Source organism: Streptomyces sp. NPDC048584 (assembly GCF_043199595.1).
GTDB lineage: Bacteria > Actinomycetota > Actinomycetes > Streptomycetales > Streptomycetaceae > Streptomyces > Streptomyces edwardsiae.
The window spans coordinates 54,969-72,513 of sequence record NZ_JBICWF010000013.1 but is presented as its reverse complement, the minus strand read 5'-3'; the positions used below and the strand labels follow the sequence as shown (position 1 = coordinate 72,513).

Annotated in this window: 17 protein-coding genes; 14 read left to right on the top strand and 3 right to left on the bottom strand. The window is 73.2% G+C overall.

The window, feature by feature from the left end; all coding sequences use genetic code 11:
- Positions 1-2: 2 nt before the first annotated feature.
- On the bottom strand, positions 3-521 hold the full coding sequence (locus tag ACGFR9_RS26400; protein ID WP_393212789.1) for an ATP-binding protein: 519 nt from the start codon (positions 519-521) through the stop codon (positions 3-5).
- 184 nt (positions 522-705) lie between these two features.
- Between ACGFR9_RS26400 and ACGFR9_RS26395 the strand changes: the two genes are divergently transcribed.
- Together ACGFR9_RS26395 and ACGFR9_RS26390 are read left to right on the top strand one after the other, a co-directional pair.
- On the top strand, positions 706-936 hold the full coding sequence (locus tag ACGFR9_RS26395; protein ID WP_311649005.1) for a DUF397 domain-containing protein: 231 nt from the start codon (positions 706-708) through the stop codon (positions 934-936).
- Between the two features lie 154 nt (positions 937-1,090).
- Entirely contained in the window at positions 1,091-2,011 is a 921-nt protein-coding gene (locus ACGFR9_RS26390) for a helix-turn-helix domain-containing protein (protein ID WP_393212787.1), read from the top strand.
- A gap of 68 nt (positions 2,012-2,079) precedes the next feature.
- Here ACGFR9_RS26390 and ACGFR9_RS26385 read toward each other — a convergent pair whose 3' ends face one another.
- A complete protein-coding gene (locus ACGFR9_RS26385) occupies positions 2,080-2,901 on the bottom strand; it encodes an SAM-dependent methyltransferase (protein WP_393212785.1) in 822 nt (273 codons plus the stop codon).
- 175 nt (positions 2,902-3,076) lie between these two features.
- Here ACGFR9_RS26385 and ACGFR9_RS26380 point away from each other — a divergent pair, with 175 nt between their 5' ends.
- Together ACGFR9_RS26380 and ACGFR9_RS26375 are read left to right on the top strand one after the other, a co-directional pair.
- Complete coding sequence (locus ACGFR9_RS26380; protein WP_393213148.1) at positions 3,077-3,280, top strand: hypothetical protein; 204 nt, start codon at positions 3,077-3,079, stop codon at positions 3,278-3,280.
- 132 nt (positions 3,281-3,412) lie between these two features.
- Positions 3,413-5,110, top strand: coding sequence for a hypothetical protein (locus ACGFR9_RS26375; protein WP_393212783.1), 1,698 nt, complete (start codon positions 3,413-3,415; stop codon positions 5,108-5,110).
- Positions 5,111-5,157: 47 nt separating this feature from the next.
- Here the strand turns inward: ACGFR9_RS26375 and ACGFR9_RS26370 are convergent, their stop codons facing one another.
- Entirely contained in the window at positions 5,158-5,364 is a 207-nt protein-coding gene (locus ACGFR9_RS26370; RefSeq protein ID WP_030218851.1) for a hypothetical protein, read from the bottom strand.
- A gap of 114 nt (positions 5,365-5,478) precedes the next feature.
- On the opposite strand from ACGFR9_RS26370, the gene ACGFR9_RS26365 reads away from it, so the two are divergent.
- The 10 genes from ACGFR9_RS26365 (at position 5,479) to ACGFR9_RS26320 (ending at position 17,544) form a co-directional block, all read left to right on the top strand.
- Positions 5,479-5,691 carry a hypothetical protein gene (locus ACGFR9_RS26365; protein WP_030218849.1) on the top strand — a complete coding sequence of 71 codons (213 nt, stop codon included), beginning with the start codon at positions 5,479-5,481 and terminating at the stop codon, positions 5,689-5,691.
- A gap of 295 nt (positions 5,692-5,986) precedes the next feature.
- Positions 5,987-6,889, top strand: a complete 903-nt coding sequence (locus ACGFR9_RS26360) for an alpha/beta hydrolase family protein (RefSeq protein ID WP_393212780.1) — start codon at positions 5,987-5,989, stop codon at positions 6,887-6,889.
- Positions 6,890-7,036: 147 nt separating this feature from the next.
- Positions 7,037-9,283, top strand: coding sequence for a LuxR C-terminal-related transcriptional regulator (locus ACGFR9_RS26355; RefSeq protein WP_393212778.1), 2,247 nt, complete (start codon positions 7,037-7,039; stop codon positions 9,281-9,283).
- A gap of 146 nt (positions 9,284-9,429) precedes the next feature.
- The gene (locus ACGFR9_RS26350; protein ID WP_393212776.1) at positions 9,430-10,686 is read left to right on the top strand and encodes a helix-turn-helix domain-containing protein; all 1,257 of its coding nucleotides are present in this window, start codon (positions 9,430-9,432) and stop codon (positions 10,684-10,686) included.
- A 391-nt stretch (positions 10,687-11,077) separates the two neighbouring features.
- The gene (locus ACGFR9_RS26345) at positions 11,078-11,863 is read left to right on the top strand and encodes an ABC transporter ATP-binding protein (protein WP_393212774.1); all 786 of its coding nucleotides are present in this window, start codon (positions 11,078-11,080) and stop codon (positions 11,861-11,863) included.
- Positions 11,860-12,666 (top strand): ABC transporter ATP-binding protein, encoded by an 807-nt coding sequence (locus ACGFR9_RS26340; protein ID WP_393212772.1) that lies wholly within the window; start codon positions 11,860-11,862, stop codon positions 12,664-12,666. Before ACGFR9_RS26345 ends, ACGFR9_RS26340 begins: the two co-directional genes overlap by 4 nt.
- Positions 12,663-13,559, top strand: a complete 897-nt coding sequence (locus ACGFR9_RS26335) for a branched-chain amino acid ABC transporter permease (protein WP_393212770.1) — start codon at positions 12,663-12,665, stop codon at positions 13,557-13,559. The genes ACGFR9_RS26340 and ACGFR9_RS26335 overlap by 4 nt, the downstream gene beginning before the upstream one ends.
- Positions 13,552-14,691, top strand: a complete 1,140-nt coding sequence (locus ACGFR9_RS26330; RefSeq protein WP_393212768.1) for a branched-chain amino acid ABC transporter permease — start codon at positions 13,552-13,554, stop codon at positions 14,689-14,691. Before ACGFR9_RS26335 ends, ACGFR9_RS26330 begins: the two co-directional genes overlap by 8 nt.
- Complete coding sequence (locus ACGFR9_RS26325) at positions 14,688-15,974, top strand: ABC transporter substrate-binding protein (protein WP_393212766.1); 1,287 nt, start codon at positions 14,688-14,690, stop codon at positions 15,972-15,974. The genes ACGFR9_RS26330 and ACGFR9_RS26325 overlap by 4 nt, the downstream gene beginning before the upstream one ends.
- A 283-nt stretch (positions 15,975-16,257) precedes the next feature.
- Positions 16,258-17,544, top strand: coding sequence for an ABC transporter substrate-binding protein (locus ACGFR9_RS26320; protein WP_393212764.1), 1,287 nt, complete (start codon positions 16,258-16,260; stop codon positions 17,542-17,544).
- The last annotated feature ends 1 nt before the right edge of the window (position 17,545 follow it).

Below are 17,545 nucleotides of genomic sequence, written 5' to 3'. Positions count from 1 at the left end.
TGTCAGATGGGCGGGCGGGTCGACAAACGGGCCCACACCGTCTTGCCCCGGGGCGGGGCGGGGGTCCGGCCCCGGCCGTCGGCCGGGGCGTCGGTGATACGCGGTCCCCGGCCGCGCTCCGCCGGGCCGGAGCCGGCGCCGGGGGTGCGGACGGGTGGGTGGTCGTCGGAATCGGTGACGCCGAGCGGCAGGTGCGCGGGCTCCCGGCGGAACCTCGACCGGATGTCCGGCACATCCGCGCACCGCGGTGCCGCGGGGGTCGCGGCGTCGGCGGCGAGCTCGGTGATCACCGGGGTGGCGTCGTCGCGGTGGTCGCCCGGGGACCGGGCGCACAGGGCGTCCCGGGTGAAGGACCGCGCCCGCGCGAGCCCCACCCGGCCGCGCCCGATGGGCATGGCGGCCGAGGGGGACACGGGGCGGGCCGTCCCCGGCACCGGGCGGGCGGGTGCCACGCGGGCGCCCGCCGTCCGGATCACCGCCCCGGCCGGCGGCCGGAGCAGTGGAAGCGCAGGTGATGACACGACATCTCCCCGATGCGACGTCAGGACGGGGCGTCAACACGGGGGTTGACGCCACGGCTATTATCCACGCTGAGAGCGCTCGTGTGCAATTGCACGAGAAATTGCGCGAGATTTTTCGCCGATGCGCGTCCGGACTCCCCCGAACGGCGCGCACCGGGCGGACCGGGACAGCAAGGAGACAGCGGTGGCAGGAGTGCGGAACGGAGTGCGGGCCGGTCAGTTGGGCGCCCGCTGGATCAAGAGCCGGCACAGCAACGCCGAGGGCAACTGTGTCGAGGTGGCCCCGCTGCCCGACGGGAGCATCGCGATGCGCAACTCCCGGGACCCCGACGGCCCGGCCCTCGTCTATACGGCGGCGGAGCTGGCGGCGTTCCTGGCCGGCGCCAAGGACGGCGAGTTCGACCACCTGGTCTGAATGCCCGCGGCGAACCGGCGCGGGCCTCCCGGGCCGGTTCCGGGAAGCGGAGCACCGCTCACTACTTCCGCTCGGCTTTCGCACGTGGATGCGGTGAGGGACAGTCAGATGCGATAGTGTGAATCGCCCTTGTGCCGGTCTGCTGGGAGTCAGGATGTCCGCCGCGTCGCCTCGAATCTCCCGTCTGGAACCCTATCTGGACAGGTCCGAGCCCGCTCCGACCCTGCTGAAGATGCTGGTCGGTGTGCAGCTGGCCGGTTTCCGTGACGATGCCGGACTGTCCCAGGAGCAGGCGGCCCGCTCCGTCGGCTTCAGCCCGGCGAAGCTCTCCCGTATCGAGTCCGGCAAGGGCCGGCGCCCGCCGACCGAGGCCGATGTCCGCGCCCTGCTGACGCGGTACGGCACCGACGAGTACGAGGTTTCGGTGCTGCTCAAACTGCTCCGGCGGGCCGGTGAGCCGGGTTGGTGGCAGCGGTACGACAAGCGGCTGATGCCCGAGTGGTTCGACCGTCTGGTCGGCCTCCAGGAAGCCGCCGCCACCATCCGTACGTTCGAGATCCAGTACGTCCCCGGACTGCTGCAGACCGCCGCCTACACCCGCGCGGTCGTCGAGCGGGGCCTGCCGAACGTCCCGTCCGGCGAGGTGCGGCGCCGGGTCGAACTGCGGATGCGCCGTGCCGAACTGCTGCAGCGCGAGGACGCCCCGCAGATCTGGGCCGTCATCGACGAATCCGTTCTGCTGCGCGTCCTGGGCAGCCGCGCCGTGATGCGCGAGCAGCTCGAGCACCTGGTGACACTGGCCGGGCGCACCAACGTGACCGTGCAGATCGTCCCGCTGGACGTGACGAACGCGTCCGCTCCCGCCATACCCGTCACCTATCTTCGCTTCGGCGGCCTCGACCTGCCCGACGTGGTCTACCTGGAGCACATCAGGAGCGCCAACTTCCTCGAGGACCGCGACGAGACGGAGGAGTACCGGATCGCGCTGGACCGCCTCGCCGACGAGGCCCTCAAGCCGCGCGACTCGGTGGATCTGCTCCAGCGGACGATCAAGGAGCGCTACGCCACGGTGTAGCGGCGGGCCGACGCGCCGGCGCCCCCGTGGGACCCGACGGTCCGGCGGGGGCGCCGTGGCGTGTGCGGCTACTGCGGAAGCCGGCCCACACCGCCGAACTCGATCCACTCCTGGGTGAGCTGACGGGGCGCCACCTCCGTGTCGGGCCGCCAGGTGGAGACCTCCACCAGGCCCGGCTCCAGCACCTCCAGGCCCTCGAAGTACGACTCCACGTCCCGCTTCGTGCGTACGCGCCCCCAGTGCCCCTGGGTCGCCCGGTCCATGAAGTCGGTGACGGCCCTGCGGACCTCGGCGTCCTCGCTGACGAGCTGGCACATCACCATGAAGCTGCCCGGAGCCAGCCGTTCCCGCACCCGGCGGGCCAGGGTGAGCGGACCGTCGGTGTCGTCGTCCGGGATGCAGTGGAAGACCGAGTTGAACAGCACACAGACCGGCTCGGAGAAGTCGATCAGGCGCTCGGTCTCCGGATGGCCGAATATCCCGTCGGTGTCGCGCATGTCGGCCTGGATCACCACCGTCCGCTGGTCCTGCTCCAGCAGGGCGCGGCCGTGCACCAGCACCATCGGATCGTTGTCGGCGTACACCACGTGGGCGGTCGGGTCGATGCGCTGGGCGACCTGGTGGACGTTGTCCTGGGTGGGCAGACCGGAACCGTGGTCGATGTACTGCCGTATCCCGTACTCCGCGCTGAGGGTGCGGACCACCCGCTGGAGGAAGCGCCGGTTGTTCAGCGCCAGCCGTCGGGTGCTGGGCACCACCTTGTCGAGTTCCTCGACCGCCGCCCGGTCCGCCGCGTAGTTGTCCTTGCCGCCCAGGTAGTAGTCGTACATGCGCGCCGCCGTCGGCACGGACGCGTCGATCTCGGTGGACAACTGCTTACCGGTGTGCATCGTTCCCCCTGCGGGCCGCGCCAACTGGACTGGCTGGACAGGGAGTACATCCTAGGGAGACGCGCGGTCCCCGTGCCAGCCCGTCGGTGAACCCGGCCGGAACGGACTGCGCACCCATCACCCGTGACTACTCACCGTGCCCTTGCGGACGCCCGGTGTGAGTGCAGGGGTCGCCGTGAGGGGGTACTCGCGGGGCGACGGCGTCTGCCTGTGGAAGGCCGGACCCTTCCCGCTCCACCGGGAGACGCTCGACCGGGCGGCACAGGCCCTCCGCGACGGCGATCTGCTGGAGCCGGTCTCCTCCTGTCATCCGCGGACCCTGCGCCGGACCAACACGATGATCAAGGTGCTCTCCCCACAGCTCCTGGCCGGCGCGTGACCTGCCCCGGCGGCGGTCCCCGCAGCTTGCCTGCGCACGCGCGTGTGCCCCGCTATCGTCGGGTTCGTCCCCAAGGGACGTTCGTCGCCGGCGTCACCCACGGCCGGCCATCCGCTGCCCCGGGAGGCACGCATGGACGACTACTACGACCTCGGCGACCACCGCCGGCCCGTGACGACCTCCTCCGCCGAGGCACAGCTCTGGTTCGACCGCGGGCTGATGTGGACGTACGCGTTCAACCACGAGGAGGCGGTCGCCTGTTTCGAGCGCGCCGCCGAGGCCGACCCCGACTGCGCCATGGCGCACTGGGGCATCGCCTACGCCCTCGGCCCCAACTACAACAAACCCTGGGAGGCCTTCGACGGCGACGAACTCGTCCACACCGTCGCCCGCACCCACACCGCCGTCGAGCGGGCGCACGACAGGGCCGCCCACGCCACCCCCGTCGAACGGGCCCTCATCGAGGCCCTGCGCGCCCGCTACCCGCGCGCGCAGGCCGCCGAGGACTGCTCGGTCTGGAACGAGCCCTACGCCGACCGGATGCTCGAGGTGTACGAGGACGCCCCCGGCGACCCGGACGTGGCCACCCTCTGCGCCGACGCCCTGATGAATCTCACCCCCTGGCAGCTGTGGGACCTGCGCAGCGGCCGTCCCGCCGACGGCGCCCGCACCCTGGAGGCCAAGGCGGTCCTCGACGGCGCGCTCGCCACCGAGGCGGGCGCCCGGCACCCCGGCGTCCTCCACCTGTACATCCACCTGATGGAGATGTCCCCCACGCCCGAAGCGGCCCTCACCGTCGCCGACCGGCTGCGGGGCGCCGTGCCCGACGCAGGGCATCTGCACCACATGCCCTCACACCTGGAAGTGCTCTGCGGCGACTACCGCCGGGTGGTGTCGGACAACACCCTCGCCGTCGCCGCCGACGAGAAGTACCTCCGGCGGGCCGGCGCCATGAACTTCTACACGCTCTACCGCGCCCACAACCACCACTTCAGGATCTACGGCGCCATGTTCGCCGGCCAGTCGGCGATCGCGCTGGACGCCGCCGCCCGGCTCGAGGCCGCCGTTCCCGAGGAACTGCTCCGCGTGCAGAGCCCGCCCATGGCCGACTGGCTCGAGGGGTTCCTCGCCATGCGCGTCCACGTCCTGATCCGCTTCGGCCGCTGGGACGACATCCTGGACCTGCCGTTCCCCGCCGACCCGGAGTTCCACTGCGTGACCACGGCCATGCTCCACTACGCCCGTGGCGTCGCCCTGTCCGCGACCGGCGCCGTCGACCGGGCCGAGGCGGAACGGGACAACTTCCGCGCGGCCGTCCGCCGCGTCCCCGGCACCCGGATGCTGTTCAACAACACCTGTCTGGACATCCTCGCCATCGCGTCGGCGATGCTCGACGGTGAACTCGCCTACCGCAAGGGCGAGTACGACACCGCGTTCGCCGCGCTGGAGCGGGCCGTCGCCCTCGACGACGGCCTGCCCTACGACGAACCCTGGGGCTGGATGCAGCCCACCCGGCACGCCTACGGGGCGCTGCTGCTGGAACAGGGCCGGGTCGAGGAGGCCGAAGCGGTGTACCGGGCAGACCTGGGCCTCGACTCCACCCTGCCCCGCCCCCTGCAGCACCCGAACAACGTCTGGGCGTTGCACGGGTTCCACGAGTGCCTGCTGCGCACCGGGAGGACCGGGGAGGCCGCGATCATCGGCCGCCAGCTCAGGCAGGCGGCCGCGCTGGCGGACGTACCTGTCGAGGCGTCCTGCTACTGCCGGCTCGAGACGGGCCCGGGGGCGGCCGTGCGGGCGGCTCCGGAGACGGGTCGCCCCTGCCACTGAACCGGCCCGGGACGGACCGGCTCGGCGGCAGGGACGGTGTAACCGTCTCAGCTCGCCTCGACGACGGACTGGAACGTCCTCATGCAGGAGAAGCAATGCCGGTCGGTCGCGTGCCGATGCGTCGACTCGTTCTGCTTCTCCACTCCGCAGAGCGTGGATGACTTGTCCGACGTGAGGACATGCCACACCAGCTCCCCCGAGGTGTCTGCACCGCACCACATCTCGTGCATTCCCAGCTCCCTCCGGGTAGGCATGGAGGCCGCTTCCATACGAGCACGGGCCGGGGCCGGACGGCTCGTCCGGCGGGGCAGTCGGGTGACGCACCGGGCCGGGATGCATGGCGGCGGCACCGGCCGGATCCTGGAGGGATGAGGAAACCGCCGATCGTGGTGCACCCCCCGCTCGGGTCGGGCGGCCGCCGGGTGACCGTACGCGGTGAGATCGTCGGCCTCGCGAACTCCGACCGGGACGTGGTGGAATTCCTGCGCCGGGCGGGACTGCCCGAGGCCGAACGGCTGCTGGACGATCCCGCCTGGGTGAAGTGGGCCGGCGGCCGGGCGCACGTCTACGACGCGGCCTGACGGACCCTCTCCGACGCACCGCGGCCACCGTCGGCGCCGACTCCGACGGTGACCGCGCCTGCCCCTGTACCCCCGCGTCCCTGTCGCATGCCGGGCGCCCCGGCCCGTCCGCTGCGCACCCGACGCCGTATACGAGACCGGTGAGATTGCCGGTCCGCACCGGCTCCCTCCTCTCCGACAGTGGCACCGCCAGTCCATCGGCGGCGCCCCCGGCCGGGGCACGGCCCCAACCGTGCCGTGAACCATGTGCATCCACCGGCCGGGCGGTCCGCCGCGACAGAGAGGACCACTCGTCGTGCAGCAGCACCCCCACACCCGCAGGCGCCGGACCGGCCGGCTCGCCGGACTGACCGCGGCCCTCGCCGCCGCCGTCGCGCTCACCACCCTCACCGGCCCCGGCGCCCAGGCGGCCGACAACCCGTACGAGCGCGGCCCGGCACCGACCGAATCGAGCATCGAGGCGCTGCGCGGCCCGTACGCCGTCTCGGACATCTCCGTCTCCTCGCTGTCCGTCACCGGCTTCGGCGGAGGCACCGTCTACTACCCGACCAGCACCGCCGACGGCACCTTCGGGGCGATCGCCATCGCTCCCGGCTTCACCGCCTACCAGTCCTCCATCGCCTGGCTGGGCCCGCGCCTGGCCTCCCAGGGGTTCGTGGTGTTCACCATCGACACCAACACCACCCTCGACCAGCCCGCCTCCCGCGGCGACCAGCTGCTCGCCGCGCTGGACTACCTCACCCAGCGCAGCGCGGTCCGCGGCCGGATCGACAGCAGCCGGCTCGGTGTCATGGGCCACTCGATGGGCGGCGGCGGCACCCTCGAGGCCGCCAAGGACCGGCCCTCCCTCCAGGCCGCGATCCCCCTGACCCCCTGGAACCTCGACAAGACCTGGCCCGAGGTCAGGACCCCCACCCTCCTGTTCGGCGCCGACGGCGACACCGTCGCCCCGGTCTCCAGCCACGCCGAACCCCTGTACACCGGCCTGCCGTCCTCCCTGGACCGGGCGTATCTGGAGCTGAACGGCGCCACCCACTTCACGCCCAACTCGTCGAACACGACGATCGCGAAGTACAGCGTTTCCTGGCTGAAGCGGTTCATCGACAACGACACCCGCTACGAGCAGTTCCTCTGCCCGCTGCCCCGGCCGAGCCTGACGATCGAGGAGTCCCGCGGCAACTGCCCGCACACCTCCTGATCCCCTGACCCGGTGGCGGTCCGCGAACGGCGCGGGCCGCCACCGGCGTTGTGCGCGGGCACCGCCGGGCGCCGGGCGCCCTGGGCCCCGGCACACTCGTGGACGCACCCCCTCCACCCGGCCTTACGCGTGAGTAACGTCGAGTGAATGACCGGACAGACGACTCCGCGACGGCAGACGGACCACCGGCTGCCGGACCATGCCGCCCGCGCCCACCGCTACACCGCCGCCGCGGCACGGGCGCTCCTCGCCGGGCACTCACCCGCGGCCCTGCGCCTCCTCGACGCCGCCCGCAGCCGGCCGGCCCCCGCGTCGGTACGGGGCGGCGCGGAACTCCTGCGGGGCTCGGTACTCCTCACCGACGGCCCGGTGGCCGACGCCCACGCATCCTTCCTCCTCGCCGCGACGCTGCTGGCCGCCACCGACCGGACCGCCGCCGACACGGCGACCCTGGCAGCGGCGGAAGCGGCCTGGTCCGCCGGCGATCCGACGGCCTGCCTCCACGCCCTCGCCCTCCACACCGCCCCCACACCGGCCGCGCCGACGCCCGGCTCCGTCCCCGGCCGTGGAGCACCGGCCACCGGGCCGCCGCCTCCCGGCACCGCCGTCCGCCCGACGGCCGACGCCGGTACCGAGGCGGCGTCACCGGCCGGCGTTCCCCGGCCGCCGGGCCGTGTCTCCGGCTCGGGCCCGGACGTGCCGGTCGCGGCCGTCGGGCCCGAGCCGGAACCGTCGGCCGGCGGTCCCCGGCTGCCCAGCCCGTCCACCCGGCCGGGGGTGTCCGCGGGCACCGCCGACCGGTCGGCGGCCGGGGGTGGTTCGGGGCCGGACGTGCCGCCGGCGACCGTCGGCACCGAGGCGGAACAACCGGCTGACCGTCACCGGCCGCCCGGCCTTCCCGGGGGCTCGCGGGTGTCGGCGGCCGGGGCATCGTCCGCCGGGTCCGGTTCCGGTGCCCGGTCGGTGGCCGGGGGTGGGTCCGGGGCGTGCGGGCGGGTAGGGCGTTCGTCGTCTTCCGGCCCCGGTCTTCGGGCTGCCGCCGGTGCCGGCTCGGAGACGCCGGCATATGAGCCCCCGCCGTCCGGATCTCTCGGCCCGGGTGGGGCCGAGGCGGAAGCGGCCGCGGCCGGGGGCGGGGGGCCGGGGGCCGGTGGTGACGCGTGGAGCGCCGTACAGGGGCGTACCGCGGTGTTGCGTGATCACCGGGACGGGATGCGGGATGTGCTGCTGGGGCGGTTCGACCGGGCCGCCGGGCCGTTGCGGCGGGTGGTCGCGTACGAGCCGGGCGGCGACGGGGCCGAGCCGCTGCTGCGGGCCGCCTCAGCCGCGCTCATGCTCGGCGACGTGGCCGCCGCCCGCCGCGCCGGCGCCCGGGCGCTCGCCGCGGCCCGTATCCACGGCTGTGCCGCCCTCGAACCACGGGCCCTGGAGTACCTCGCCTACGCCGAACTGCGTGCCGGACGCCACCAGCTCGCCCGCACCCACGCCGAGGAGGGACTGCGCGCCGCGTCCCGGACCGGGCAGCGCAACACCGCCGCCCACCACCACGCCGTACTGGCACTCGCCGCGTCCATCGAGGGGGAGCGGGATGTCGTCGCCGAGCATGTCGAGGCGGCCCTGCGCACCGCCCGCCGGCACGGACTGGCCCAGGCCGCGACGCTCGCACAGTGGGCCACGGCCCGTGCCGACCTCGGTGCCGGCCGCCCCCGCGAGGCCGCGGACCGGCTCGGCCCGCTGGTGCGCCCCGGTGCGCGCCGCGGCCACTTCGCGGTGTGGATGCTCGCCGTCCCCTGCTTCGTGGAGGCCACCGCGCTCGCCGGCCGTCCGGAACTCGCGGCCTCGGCCGTCGAGGACTTCGCCGTATGGGCCGGGTGCCGGGCCGACCCGCAGGCCCCCGCCCAACTGCTGCGCTGCCGCGCCCTGCTGGCCGCCCCGGACGAGGCCGACGCCCTGTACCAGCGCGCCCTGGACCGCCACGAGGAGACCGCCGGCGACTTCGAACGGGCACGCACGGAACTGCTCTACGGGAAATGGCTGCGGCGCCGGCGCCGGCTGCGCGAGGCACGGACCCGGCTGGGTGAGGCCCTGATGGGCTTCGAACGCTGCGGCGCGCATCTCTGGGCGGAGCAGGCCGCCGCCGAGTCACGGGCGGGCGGCGCGGCCCCGGGCCGGACCGGGACCGGGGACCTCTCCGGGCTGACCCCGCAGCAACTGCGTATCGCACGGTGCGTCGCCGAGGGCGCCACCAACCGGGAGGTGGCCCTGCGCCTGTCCGTCAGCACCCGCACCGTCGACTACCACCTGCGCAACATCTTCGCCACCCTGGGAGTCCGCTCCCGCGTCGAGCTGGTCCGACTGGTCGAACAGGCGGAAAAGACCGGTGCACAGCTCTAGGGACCGACCGGACGGTATGTCATCCTTCGGGACAGGACGAGTCCGATGGCGGCCGGCCCACGGGCTCCCCCCGTACCGGCCGGGCGCCGATACGGGGACCCGCCGCACGGGCACCGCCGGGAAGCCGACCCTGGGGGAGATGCGCGATGCGACACGCCGTACGGCCACGAACCCTGCCGCGCCCTGGACCCGAGCCCGCACCCCCGCCCCGGACACCGCGCGTGCGGTCGCTGATCGACGCGGACGCGCTGCGCGTGCTGCACCGGGCCGCCCGCGTCCTGCTGGACGACCTGCCCCAGCTCACCGACGGGCTGGTCGCCGTTCTGCAGGAGCAGGAGCCCGCGTACAGGGCCGCCGTGGAGGCGGACGCCACCACGACCTGGCAGGAGGTGCACCGCTCGCTGCGGCACAGCATCTCCTCGCTGCTCGATCCGCGGGGCGCCCGCGACGCCGCGCGGCGCTGCACCTGGAAGATCGGTGCCGTGCGCGCCGAGCAGGGGCTGCCGCTCGACGCCCTGCTGCACGCCTTCCGGCTGGGCGGCTCCCTCGTCTGGCAGGGCCTGGTCGACGAGACGTCCCGGTCGGCACCCGAGGACGTACGGCTGCTGGTGCATGTGGCGTCCGACGTGTGGGACTTCGTCGACGAGCACTGCACCCTCGTGGCGGACGCCTACCGGCAGACCGAGCGGCAGCTGGCGTGGCGCAGGGAGAACAGGGTGCGGCTGCTGGCCGCGGCCCTGCTGGACGGTACGAGCAGGATCGCCGACCTGCCGGAGGCGGCGCAGGCGCTGGCGCTGCCGGAGCACGGGCGGTACGTGGTCGTCGCGGTCGCCGGCGGCGCCGGTCCCGGTTGTTCCGGTGCCCAAGCGGCCCTCGCCCCGGGTGTGCGCGTGCACTGGCACACCGGCGTGGAGGCGGACTACGGCATCGTCCTGGCCGGGGACGGTACGGAGCCCGTGGTCCCCGAGGAACAGGCGGCCGGGGCACGGATCGGCGTCAGCAGCGCGGTCCGGGGACTGTCCGCCGTGGGGGAGGCGCGGCGGCTGGCGGACACCGCGCTGAGCCTGTGCCCCGGGCAGGGCGGCACGATCCGGCTGACCGAGCATCTGCCGGCCGCGCTGGTGGTGTCGAGCCCGGAACTCGGCGCCGCGCTGGTGGAGCGGCTGCTGGGCCCGCTGGCCCACCTCGAACCGGCCGACGCGGAGGTCCTGCTGGACACCCTCGCCACCTGGCTGGCCTGCGACGGTTCGGCCCAGCGCGCGAGCCGCCGCCTCTACTGCCACCGCAACACGGTCCTCAACCGCCTGCGCCGCTATGAACAACTGACAGGCCGCTCCCTCTCCCGCCCCACGGACCTGACAGAGACGACCCTGGCCCTGACCGCCCGCAACTTCCTGACGTAGTCCCGGCCCACGCCCGCAACCGCGTGCGCCCGACGCCACATCACTGCGAACGGGCAGGCACATACCCGCACAGCTGCGGGCAGGCGCTGCACCCGCCCAGCTGCGGGCGATCGTGCCGCTGGGGCGGCACGGGTGGGCGCAGCGGCACCTCGCCGCAGACGGCACCCATCACACCGCCCGGCCCACCCGCACCCCACCCGCCCTCCCCCAAAAACAGAGGGGCCCGGCAACGGGCCCGCCTGGGCACCGGCACAACCCCCACCCACCCCCATTGGTACGCCGCAGCGTACGACCCCCAAAACCTGTACCCCCCGCCCACCCCCATGCTGTCGTGAGGCACCCCTGCCCCCCGAAGCCGCCGCGCCCCGCGCCCCGGCCCCGAGGAGTCGCGATGCCCGAAGCCCCACCGGACAGCTCACCCACGCTGCGCGTGGCGACCGTCGACGTCACCTACGGCCGTGCCCTGTCCGCCCTCCGCTCCGTGTCCCTGACCGTCCCGCCCGCCACCGTCGTCGCCCTCCTCGGCGCCAACGGGGCGGGCAAGACGACCCTCCTGCGGGCGGTCTCCGGCACCCTGCGCCTGCACCGGGGCGCGATCACGGCCGGCACCATCCGCTACGGCGACACGGTCCTCGACGGCGGGGACCCGGTCGCCGCGGTCCGTGCCGGAGTAGTCCAAGTCCCCGAAGGGCGACGGGTGTTCGCCGGCCTCTCCGTCGACGAGAACCTCCGCTCCGGCGGCCTCGGCCTCAGCCGCCGCACCCGTACCGCCCAGATCCAGGAGTCCCGCGACCGCGTCTTCACGCTCTTCCCCCGTCTCGCCGAACGCACCCACCAGGCAGCCGGCCTGCTCTCCGGCGGCGAGCAGCAGATGCTCGCGATCGGCCGCGCCCTGATGGCCGCCCCGCGCCTGCTGCTCCTCGACGAGCCCTCCCTGGGCCTCGCCCCGCAGATGGTGCACCGCATCGCCGAGGTGATCCGCGAGATCAACGCCCAGGGCACCGCCGTACTCCTCGTCGAGCAGAACGCCGGAATGGCGCTCTCCCTCGCCGACCACGCCCACGTCCTGGAGGTCGGCGAGACCCGCCTCGAAGGCCCCGCCGGCGAACTCGCCCGCACCGACGCCGTACGCCGCCTCTACCTGGGCGAGTCGGCCGAGGACCAGGGGGCGGCGTGACCGACCGCACCACCACCGCGCCGCCGCCCGTGCTCGACGTACGGGACGTCACCGTGCGCTTCGCCGGACTCACCGCCCTCGACGGCGTCTCCTTCACCGTCACCCCGGGCTCGGTGCACGCGCTCATCGGACCCAACGGCGCCGGCAAGTCCACCTGCTTCAACGTGCTGTCCGGTCTGTGCCGCCCGGCCGCCGGCACGGTGACACTCGGCGGCACCGAGCTGACCCGGCTCGCCCCGCACCGTATCGCCGCGCTCGGCGTGGCCCGCACCTTCCAGAACATCGTCACCACCCACGGCACCGTCGCCGACAACCTGATGCTCGGCCGCCACGCCCTCACCCGCGCCGGTTTCGCGGCCACCGCGCTGCGCCTGCCGAGCGCCGTGCGGGAACAGCGCGAGCACCTCGAAAGAGCCCGCGAGATCGCCGAACTCACCGGTCTGGGCGCCCACTTCGACAGTCCCGTCGCCCTGCTGCCCTACGGCGACCGCAAGCGCGTCGAACTCGCCCGCGCCCTCTGCCTGGAGCCCCGTGTGCTGCTCCTCGACGAACCGGTGGCCGGCATGAACGCCGCCGAACGCGCCCGTACCGCCGAGGCGGTGGGCGAACTCCGCGCCGAACTCGGCCTGTCCATCGTCCTCGTGGAGCACGACATGGGCCTCGTCATGCGTCTCGCCGACGACGTCACCGTGCTCGACTTCGGCAGACGCATCGCCCACGGCACCCCCGACGAGGTCCGCCAGGACCCGGAGGTGCTGCGCGCCTACCTCGGCACCGACGCGCCCGGGGAGGACGCGGCATGACGGCATTCCTCGACAACATCCTCGGCGGGCTGGCCCTCGGCTCGGTCTACGCGCTGGTCGCGCTCGGCTTCGTCGTCATCTTCAAGGCCTCCGGCGTCCTCAACTTCGCCCACGGCTCCCTGCTGCTGTTCGGCGGCTACCTCACCGCCGTCCTGCACGACGACCTCGGATTCGCCGGGGCACTCGCGCTGGCCGTCCTCGCCACGGCCGCCCTCGCGGGCGTACTCGACCGGTTCCTGCTGCAACGTGGCGGCCAGGACGCCCACTCGGCGCATGTGCAGACCATCGTCACCATCGGCGTCGACATCGTCCTGCTCACGGATCTGTCCCGGCGCATCGGCGGCGACCTGCTGTCCCTGGGCGACCCGTGGGGCGACTCGGTGACCGAGCTGGGGCCGCTGACCGTCGCCGACAGCCGGCTCGCCGCGATCGTGGTGTCGGCCCTGGTCATCGGCGCGGTGTTCGCGCTCTTCCGGTTCACCGCCTGGGGCCTGTCCCTGCGGGCGGCGGCGGAGGACCTGGAGGCGGCCGCCCTCATGGGCGTACGGCTCAGCAGGGTGCGCGCCGGCGCCTGGTGCCTGGCGGGCGCGCTTGCCGCGCTGGCCGCAGTGTTCCTCGCCGCGTTCCCCGCCCCCGGGCTGGAGCGCACCACCGGCCAGATCGCCCTCAACGCCTTCCCCGCCGCGATCCTCGGCGGCCTCGCCTCCCCGGCCGGTGCCCTGGCGGGCAGCATGATCATCGGCCTGACCGAGGCGCTCGTCGTCGGCTACGGGTCCGATCTGCACGTCCTCGGCGAGGGCTTCGGCGACGTCGCCCCGTACGCCGTGATGCTGCTCGTCCTCCTGGTGCGGCCCACCGGGCTGTTCGGCGCGAAGGGAACGGCCCGTGTCTGACCGACTTCCCGGCTTGCTCACCCGACGCCGTGCCTCGCTCCTGCTGGTCGCCGTCGTCCTGTGCCTGCCGCCGTTCTACCTGGACGCGTTCTGGCTGCGCATCGGCCTGTTCTCCATGGCGGCGGCCATCGGCGCGATCGGCCTCGCCCTGCTCAGCGGCACCGCCGGACAGCTCTCCCTCGGGCACGCCTTCTTCCTCGCCGTCGGCGCCTACGGCTATGCCTGGCTCGCGGGCGAACCCGGCCCGGGACTGCCCCCGGCCCTCGCCGCGCTCCTCGCGGTCCTGCTCGCGGGGGCGGCCGGCGGACTGTTCAGTCCCGTCGCCGCCCGGGTCAAGGGCATCTACCTCGGCATCGCCACCCTCGCGCTGGTCTTCCTCGGTCACCATGTGCTGCTCACCGCGGACTCCGTCACGGGCGGCTTCAACGGCCGCTCCGTGCCCCCGCTGACCCTCGGCGGGTTCGGCTTCGCTCAGAGCGACCCCGAACTGACCGTCCTCGGCGTGCCGTTCGGCGCCGAGGAGCGACTGTGGTTCCTGGGACTGACCCTGTTCGCGTTCACCTGGTTCACCGCCCGCGGCCTGCTGCGCGGACGCCCCGGCCGGGCGCTGGTCGCCCTGCGCGACAGCGAGACCGCGGCCGCCGTGATGGGCGTGGACGTCGCCCGTCACCGCTCGGCCGCCTTCGTGGTCTCGTCGATGTACGCGGGCCTCGCGGGGGTGCTCCTGGCGCTCGCCTTCCGCCGCGTGGTCCCGGACTACTTCTCCCTCGCGCTCTCCGTCGACTACCTCGCCATGATCGTCATCGGCGGCCTCGGTTCCGTCGCGGGAGCCACCGCCGGCGCCGTCTTCGTCACCGCGCTCCCGCTGCTGATGACCCGCTACGCCGACCAGCTCCCGCTGGTGACCGCGCCCGGCTCCGCGGAGGGGGCGGTGGGCCCCACCGAGGCGGCCCGCTACCTCTACGGCGCGGCGATCGTCCTGGTCCTGCTGTACGCCCCCGACGGCCTGCACGGTCTGACACGCCGGCTCCGGGACCGCGTACGGCGCCGCCACCCCCGTACCCCCACCCCGGAAACCGTCGTCCCTTCGCCACCGCAACCGGCCGCACGACCCAAGGAGCACACCCCGTGAACACCACGCACCCCAGGCGCCGCAACCGGCACCGCACCGCCGGGACCGTCCTCGCCGGCGCCCTCGCCCTGCTGCTCGCGGTCAGCGGATGCAGCTCCAAGGCGGGCGGCGGCGACAAGGGCGGCGAGGCCGCCGACGGCCTCCGCACCGGACCCGGTGTCGGCGCCGACACCATCAAGCTGGGCGCCCTCACCGACCTGACCGGCCCCTACGCCACGCTCGGCAAGAGCATCGTGCAGGCCCAGCAGATGTGGGCCGACGAGACCAACGCCAAGGGCGGCATCTGCGAGCGCAAGGTGGAGATCGTCGTCAAGGACCACGGCTACGACGTACAGAAGGCGGTCACCGCCTACGCCGACATCGCCCCGGACGTCGTGGCGCTGCCCCAGGTCATCGGCTCCCCGGTGGTCGCGGCCCTGCTCGACGACATCGAGCGGGACAAGATGCTCACCTTCCCGCAGGCCTGGGCGGCCTCACTGCTCGGCAAGGACGCCGTCCAGGTGCTCGGCACCACCTACGACGTCGACATGATCGCGGCCGTGGAGTTCCTGACCCGCACCAAGGGCCTGAAGAAGGGCGACACCATCGGTCACGTCTACTTCGAGGGCGACTACGGCGCCAACGCGCTGGAGGGGTCCACCTGGGCGGCTCAGCAGGCCGGCATGAAGGTGGCCGGGCAGAAGATCCAGGCCACGGACACGGATCTGTCGGCCCAGGTGTCGGCCCTGCGCAAGGAGGGAGTGAAGGCCATCCTGATCAGCGCGGGACCCGCGCAGACCGCCTCCCTCGTCGGGGTCGCCGCCTCCCGCGGACTGAAGGTCCCCGTCGTCAGCAGCGCCCCCGGCTTCGCGCCCCAGCTGATGAAGACCCCCGCAGCCCCGGCCCTGGCGGCGATGCTCAGCATCGTGAGCGCCGCACCGGCGGTCAGCTCCGATCTGCCGGGTGTGAAGAGCATGGTCGCGGCGTACCGGAAGAAGTACCCCGACTCGCCGGTCGACTCCGGGGTGCTGTCCGGGTACAACGCGGCGGAGCTGATGGGCGCCGACCTGAAGGCGGCCTGCGAGGCGGGCGGCCTCACCCGTGAGGACGTCGTCAAGGCGCACCGCGCGCAGACCAAGGCCGACACGGGCCTCGGCACCGCCCAGAACTTCTCGGACGTGAACCGTCCCGCGAGCGTCGAGACGTATGTGCTGAGGCCCGACGCCGGAGCGGTCGGCGGAGTGGTGAACGCGGAGGAGGCGCACGCGGCTCCGGGAGTCGAGGACTATCTGTCCGCCCGGTGACGGCCGGACACACCGTCGGGCCCCGGCGCACCCCAGGAGGGGACGCCGGGGCCTTCGTGTACCCGTCCTTCAATAAATAAATTAGGAATAATTATTGACAGGGGTTCCGTGTGGCGCCACAGTCTTCGCCGTGACACACCCGCCGTGCCACCGCCTCTAGCTCGAATAAATTAGTAATTATCCTTGACGTGGCGCGAACGCCACGCGAACCTGGATCCGCCGCGAGCGGGCGCCGGCCGTACGAGGGCCGGCGCCGGCCGCGCGGATCCCCAGGGAGTGCTCCATGACGAACCACCAGACCAGCCGACGCCGCTTCCTCGCCGGACTCGGCGCCGCCGGTACGGCGTCCCTGCTCAGCGGCTGCGTGACCTCCGGCTCCTCCGGCAAGAGCGCCTCCGGGGGAGCGGTGACCCTCCAGTCCAACCTGTCCGCCCCGCAGGCGAAGGCCGCGATGGAGGACCTCGTCGCCGCATACGCCGAGAAGGGTACCGGCGAGGTCAGCCTGAACACCGTGGCCGCCGAGACCTTCCGCACCCAACTGCCCACGTACCTCACCTCGGCCAACCCGCCGGACGTGTACACCTGGTACCCCGGCTCGGTCGCCGACGCCTACGCCCGCAAGGACCTGCTGCTCGACCTCGGCGAGGTCTGGGAGTCCCCCGAGCTCGCGGGCTACTCCAGGGCGCTGAACAGTCTGTGCACGGCGGCCTCCGGCAAGAAGGTCTTCGTCCCCACCACCTACTACTGGTGGGGCATGTTCTACCGGAAGTCCCACTTCGCCGAGTGGGGCGTCAGCGAGCCGAAGAGCTGGGACGACTTCCTCGACCTGTGCGACAAGCTCAAGAGCCAGGGCATCAGCCCCATCGGGCTCGGCGCCGGCGGCAACACCGCCTGGGTGGCCTCCGCCTGGTTCGACTACCTGGACATCCGTATCAACGGCGCCGACTACCACCGCGGGCTTCTCGCCGGTGAGCACCGCTTCGACGACCCCGAGGTGCGCAAGGTGTTCGACCGCTGGCAGGAGGTGCTGCCGTACTTCGACCCGGACGGCACCGCCGTCGCCTTCCAGGACGCGTCCACGTCCATGCTCAACGGCCGCAGCGGCATGATGCTGATCGGCACCTTCTTCGCCGACGCGGCCCCGAAGGACGCCCTGGACGACATCGACTTCTTCCGCTTCCCGGTCATCGACCCGAAGGTCCCGCTCGCCGAGGAGGCCCCCACCGACGGGTACTTCGCCGGCGCCCGCACCGGCCGCCACGACGAGGTGATCGACCTGATGCGCTACCTGGGCACCGCCGAGGCGCAGGAGATCTACATCAAGGGCTCCTCCGGTACGGTCCTGCCCTGTCACCCCGACGCCAGGGACGCCGGCACCCCGCTGGTCGTCAAGGGGCGGGCACACATCGAGGAGGCGGCGGAGATCACCCAGTTCTTCAACCGGGACTCCAGCGACGCCCTCCAGCCCACCGCCGACAACGCGCTGACCCGGTTCATCGCCGAGCCCGAGTCGATCGGCTCGATCCTCACCACCTGGCAGCGCGACGCCGAGAAGATCTGGAACGTCTGAC

Coding starts and splice junctions, on each gene's coding strand:
- ACGFR9_RS26390 (WP_393212787.1), top strand. CDS start 1,091: ATGTCCGCCGCGTCGCCTCGAATCTCCCGTCTGGAACCCTATCTGGAC.
- ACGFR9_RS26385 (WP_393212785.1), bottom strand. CDS start 2,901: ATGCACACCGGTAAGCAGTTGTCCACCGAGATCGACGCGTCCGTGCCG.
- ACGFR9_RS26375 (WP_393212783.1), top strand. CDS start 3,413: ATGGACGACTACTACGACCTCGGCGACCACCGCCGGCCCGTGACGACC.
- ACGFR9_RS26370 (WP_030218851.1), bottom strand. CDS start 5,364: ATGCCTACCCGGAGGGAGCTGGGAATGCACGAGATGTGGTGCGGTGCA.
- ACGFR9_RS26365 (WP_030218849.1), top strand. CDS start 5,479: ATGAGGAAACCGCCGATCGTGGTGCACCCCCCGCTCGGGTCGGGCGGC.
- ACGFR9_RS26355 (WP_393212778.1), top strand. CDS start 7,037: ATGACCGGACAGACGACTCCGCGACGGCAGACGGACCACCGGCTGCCG.
- ACGFR9_RS26350 (WP_393212776.1), top strand. CDS start 9,430: ATGCGACACGCCGTACGGCCACGAACCCTGCCGCGCCCTGGACCCGAG.
- ACGFR9_RS26345 (WP_393212774.1), top strand. CDS start 11,078: ATGCCCGAAGCCCCACCGGACAGCTCACCCACGCTGCGCGTGGCGACC.
- ACGFR9_RS26335 (WP_393212770.1), top strand. CDS start 12,663: ATGACGGCATTCCTCGACAACATCCTCGGCGGGCTGGCCCTCGGCTCG.
- ACGFR9_RS26320 (WP_393212764.1), top strand. CDS start 16,258: ATGACGAACCACCAGACCAGCCGACGCCGCTTCCTCGCCGGACTCGGC.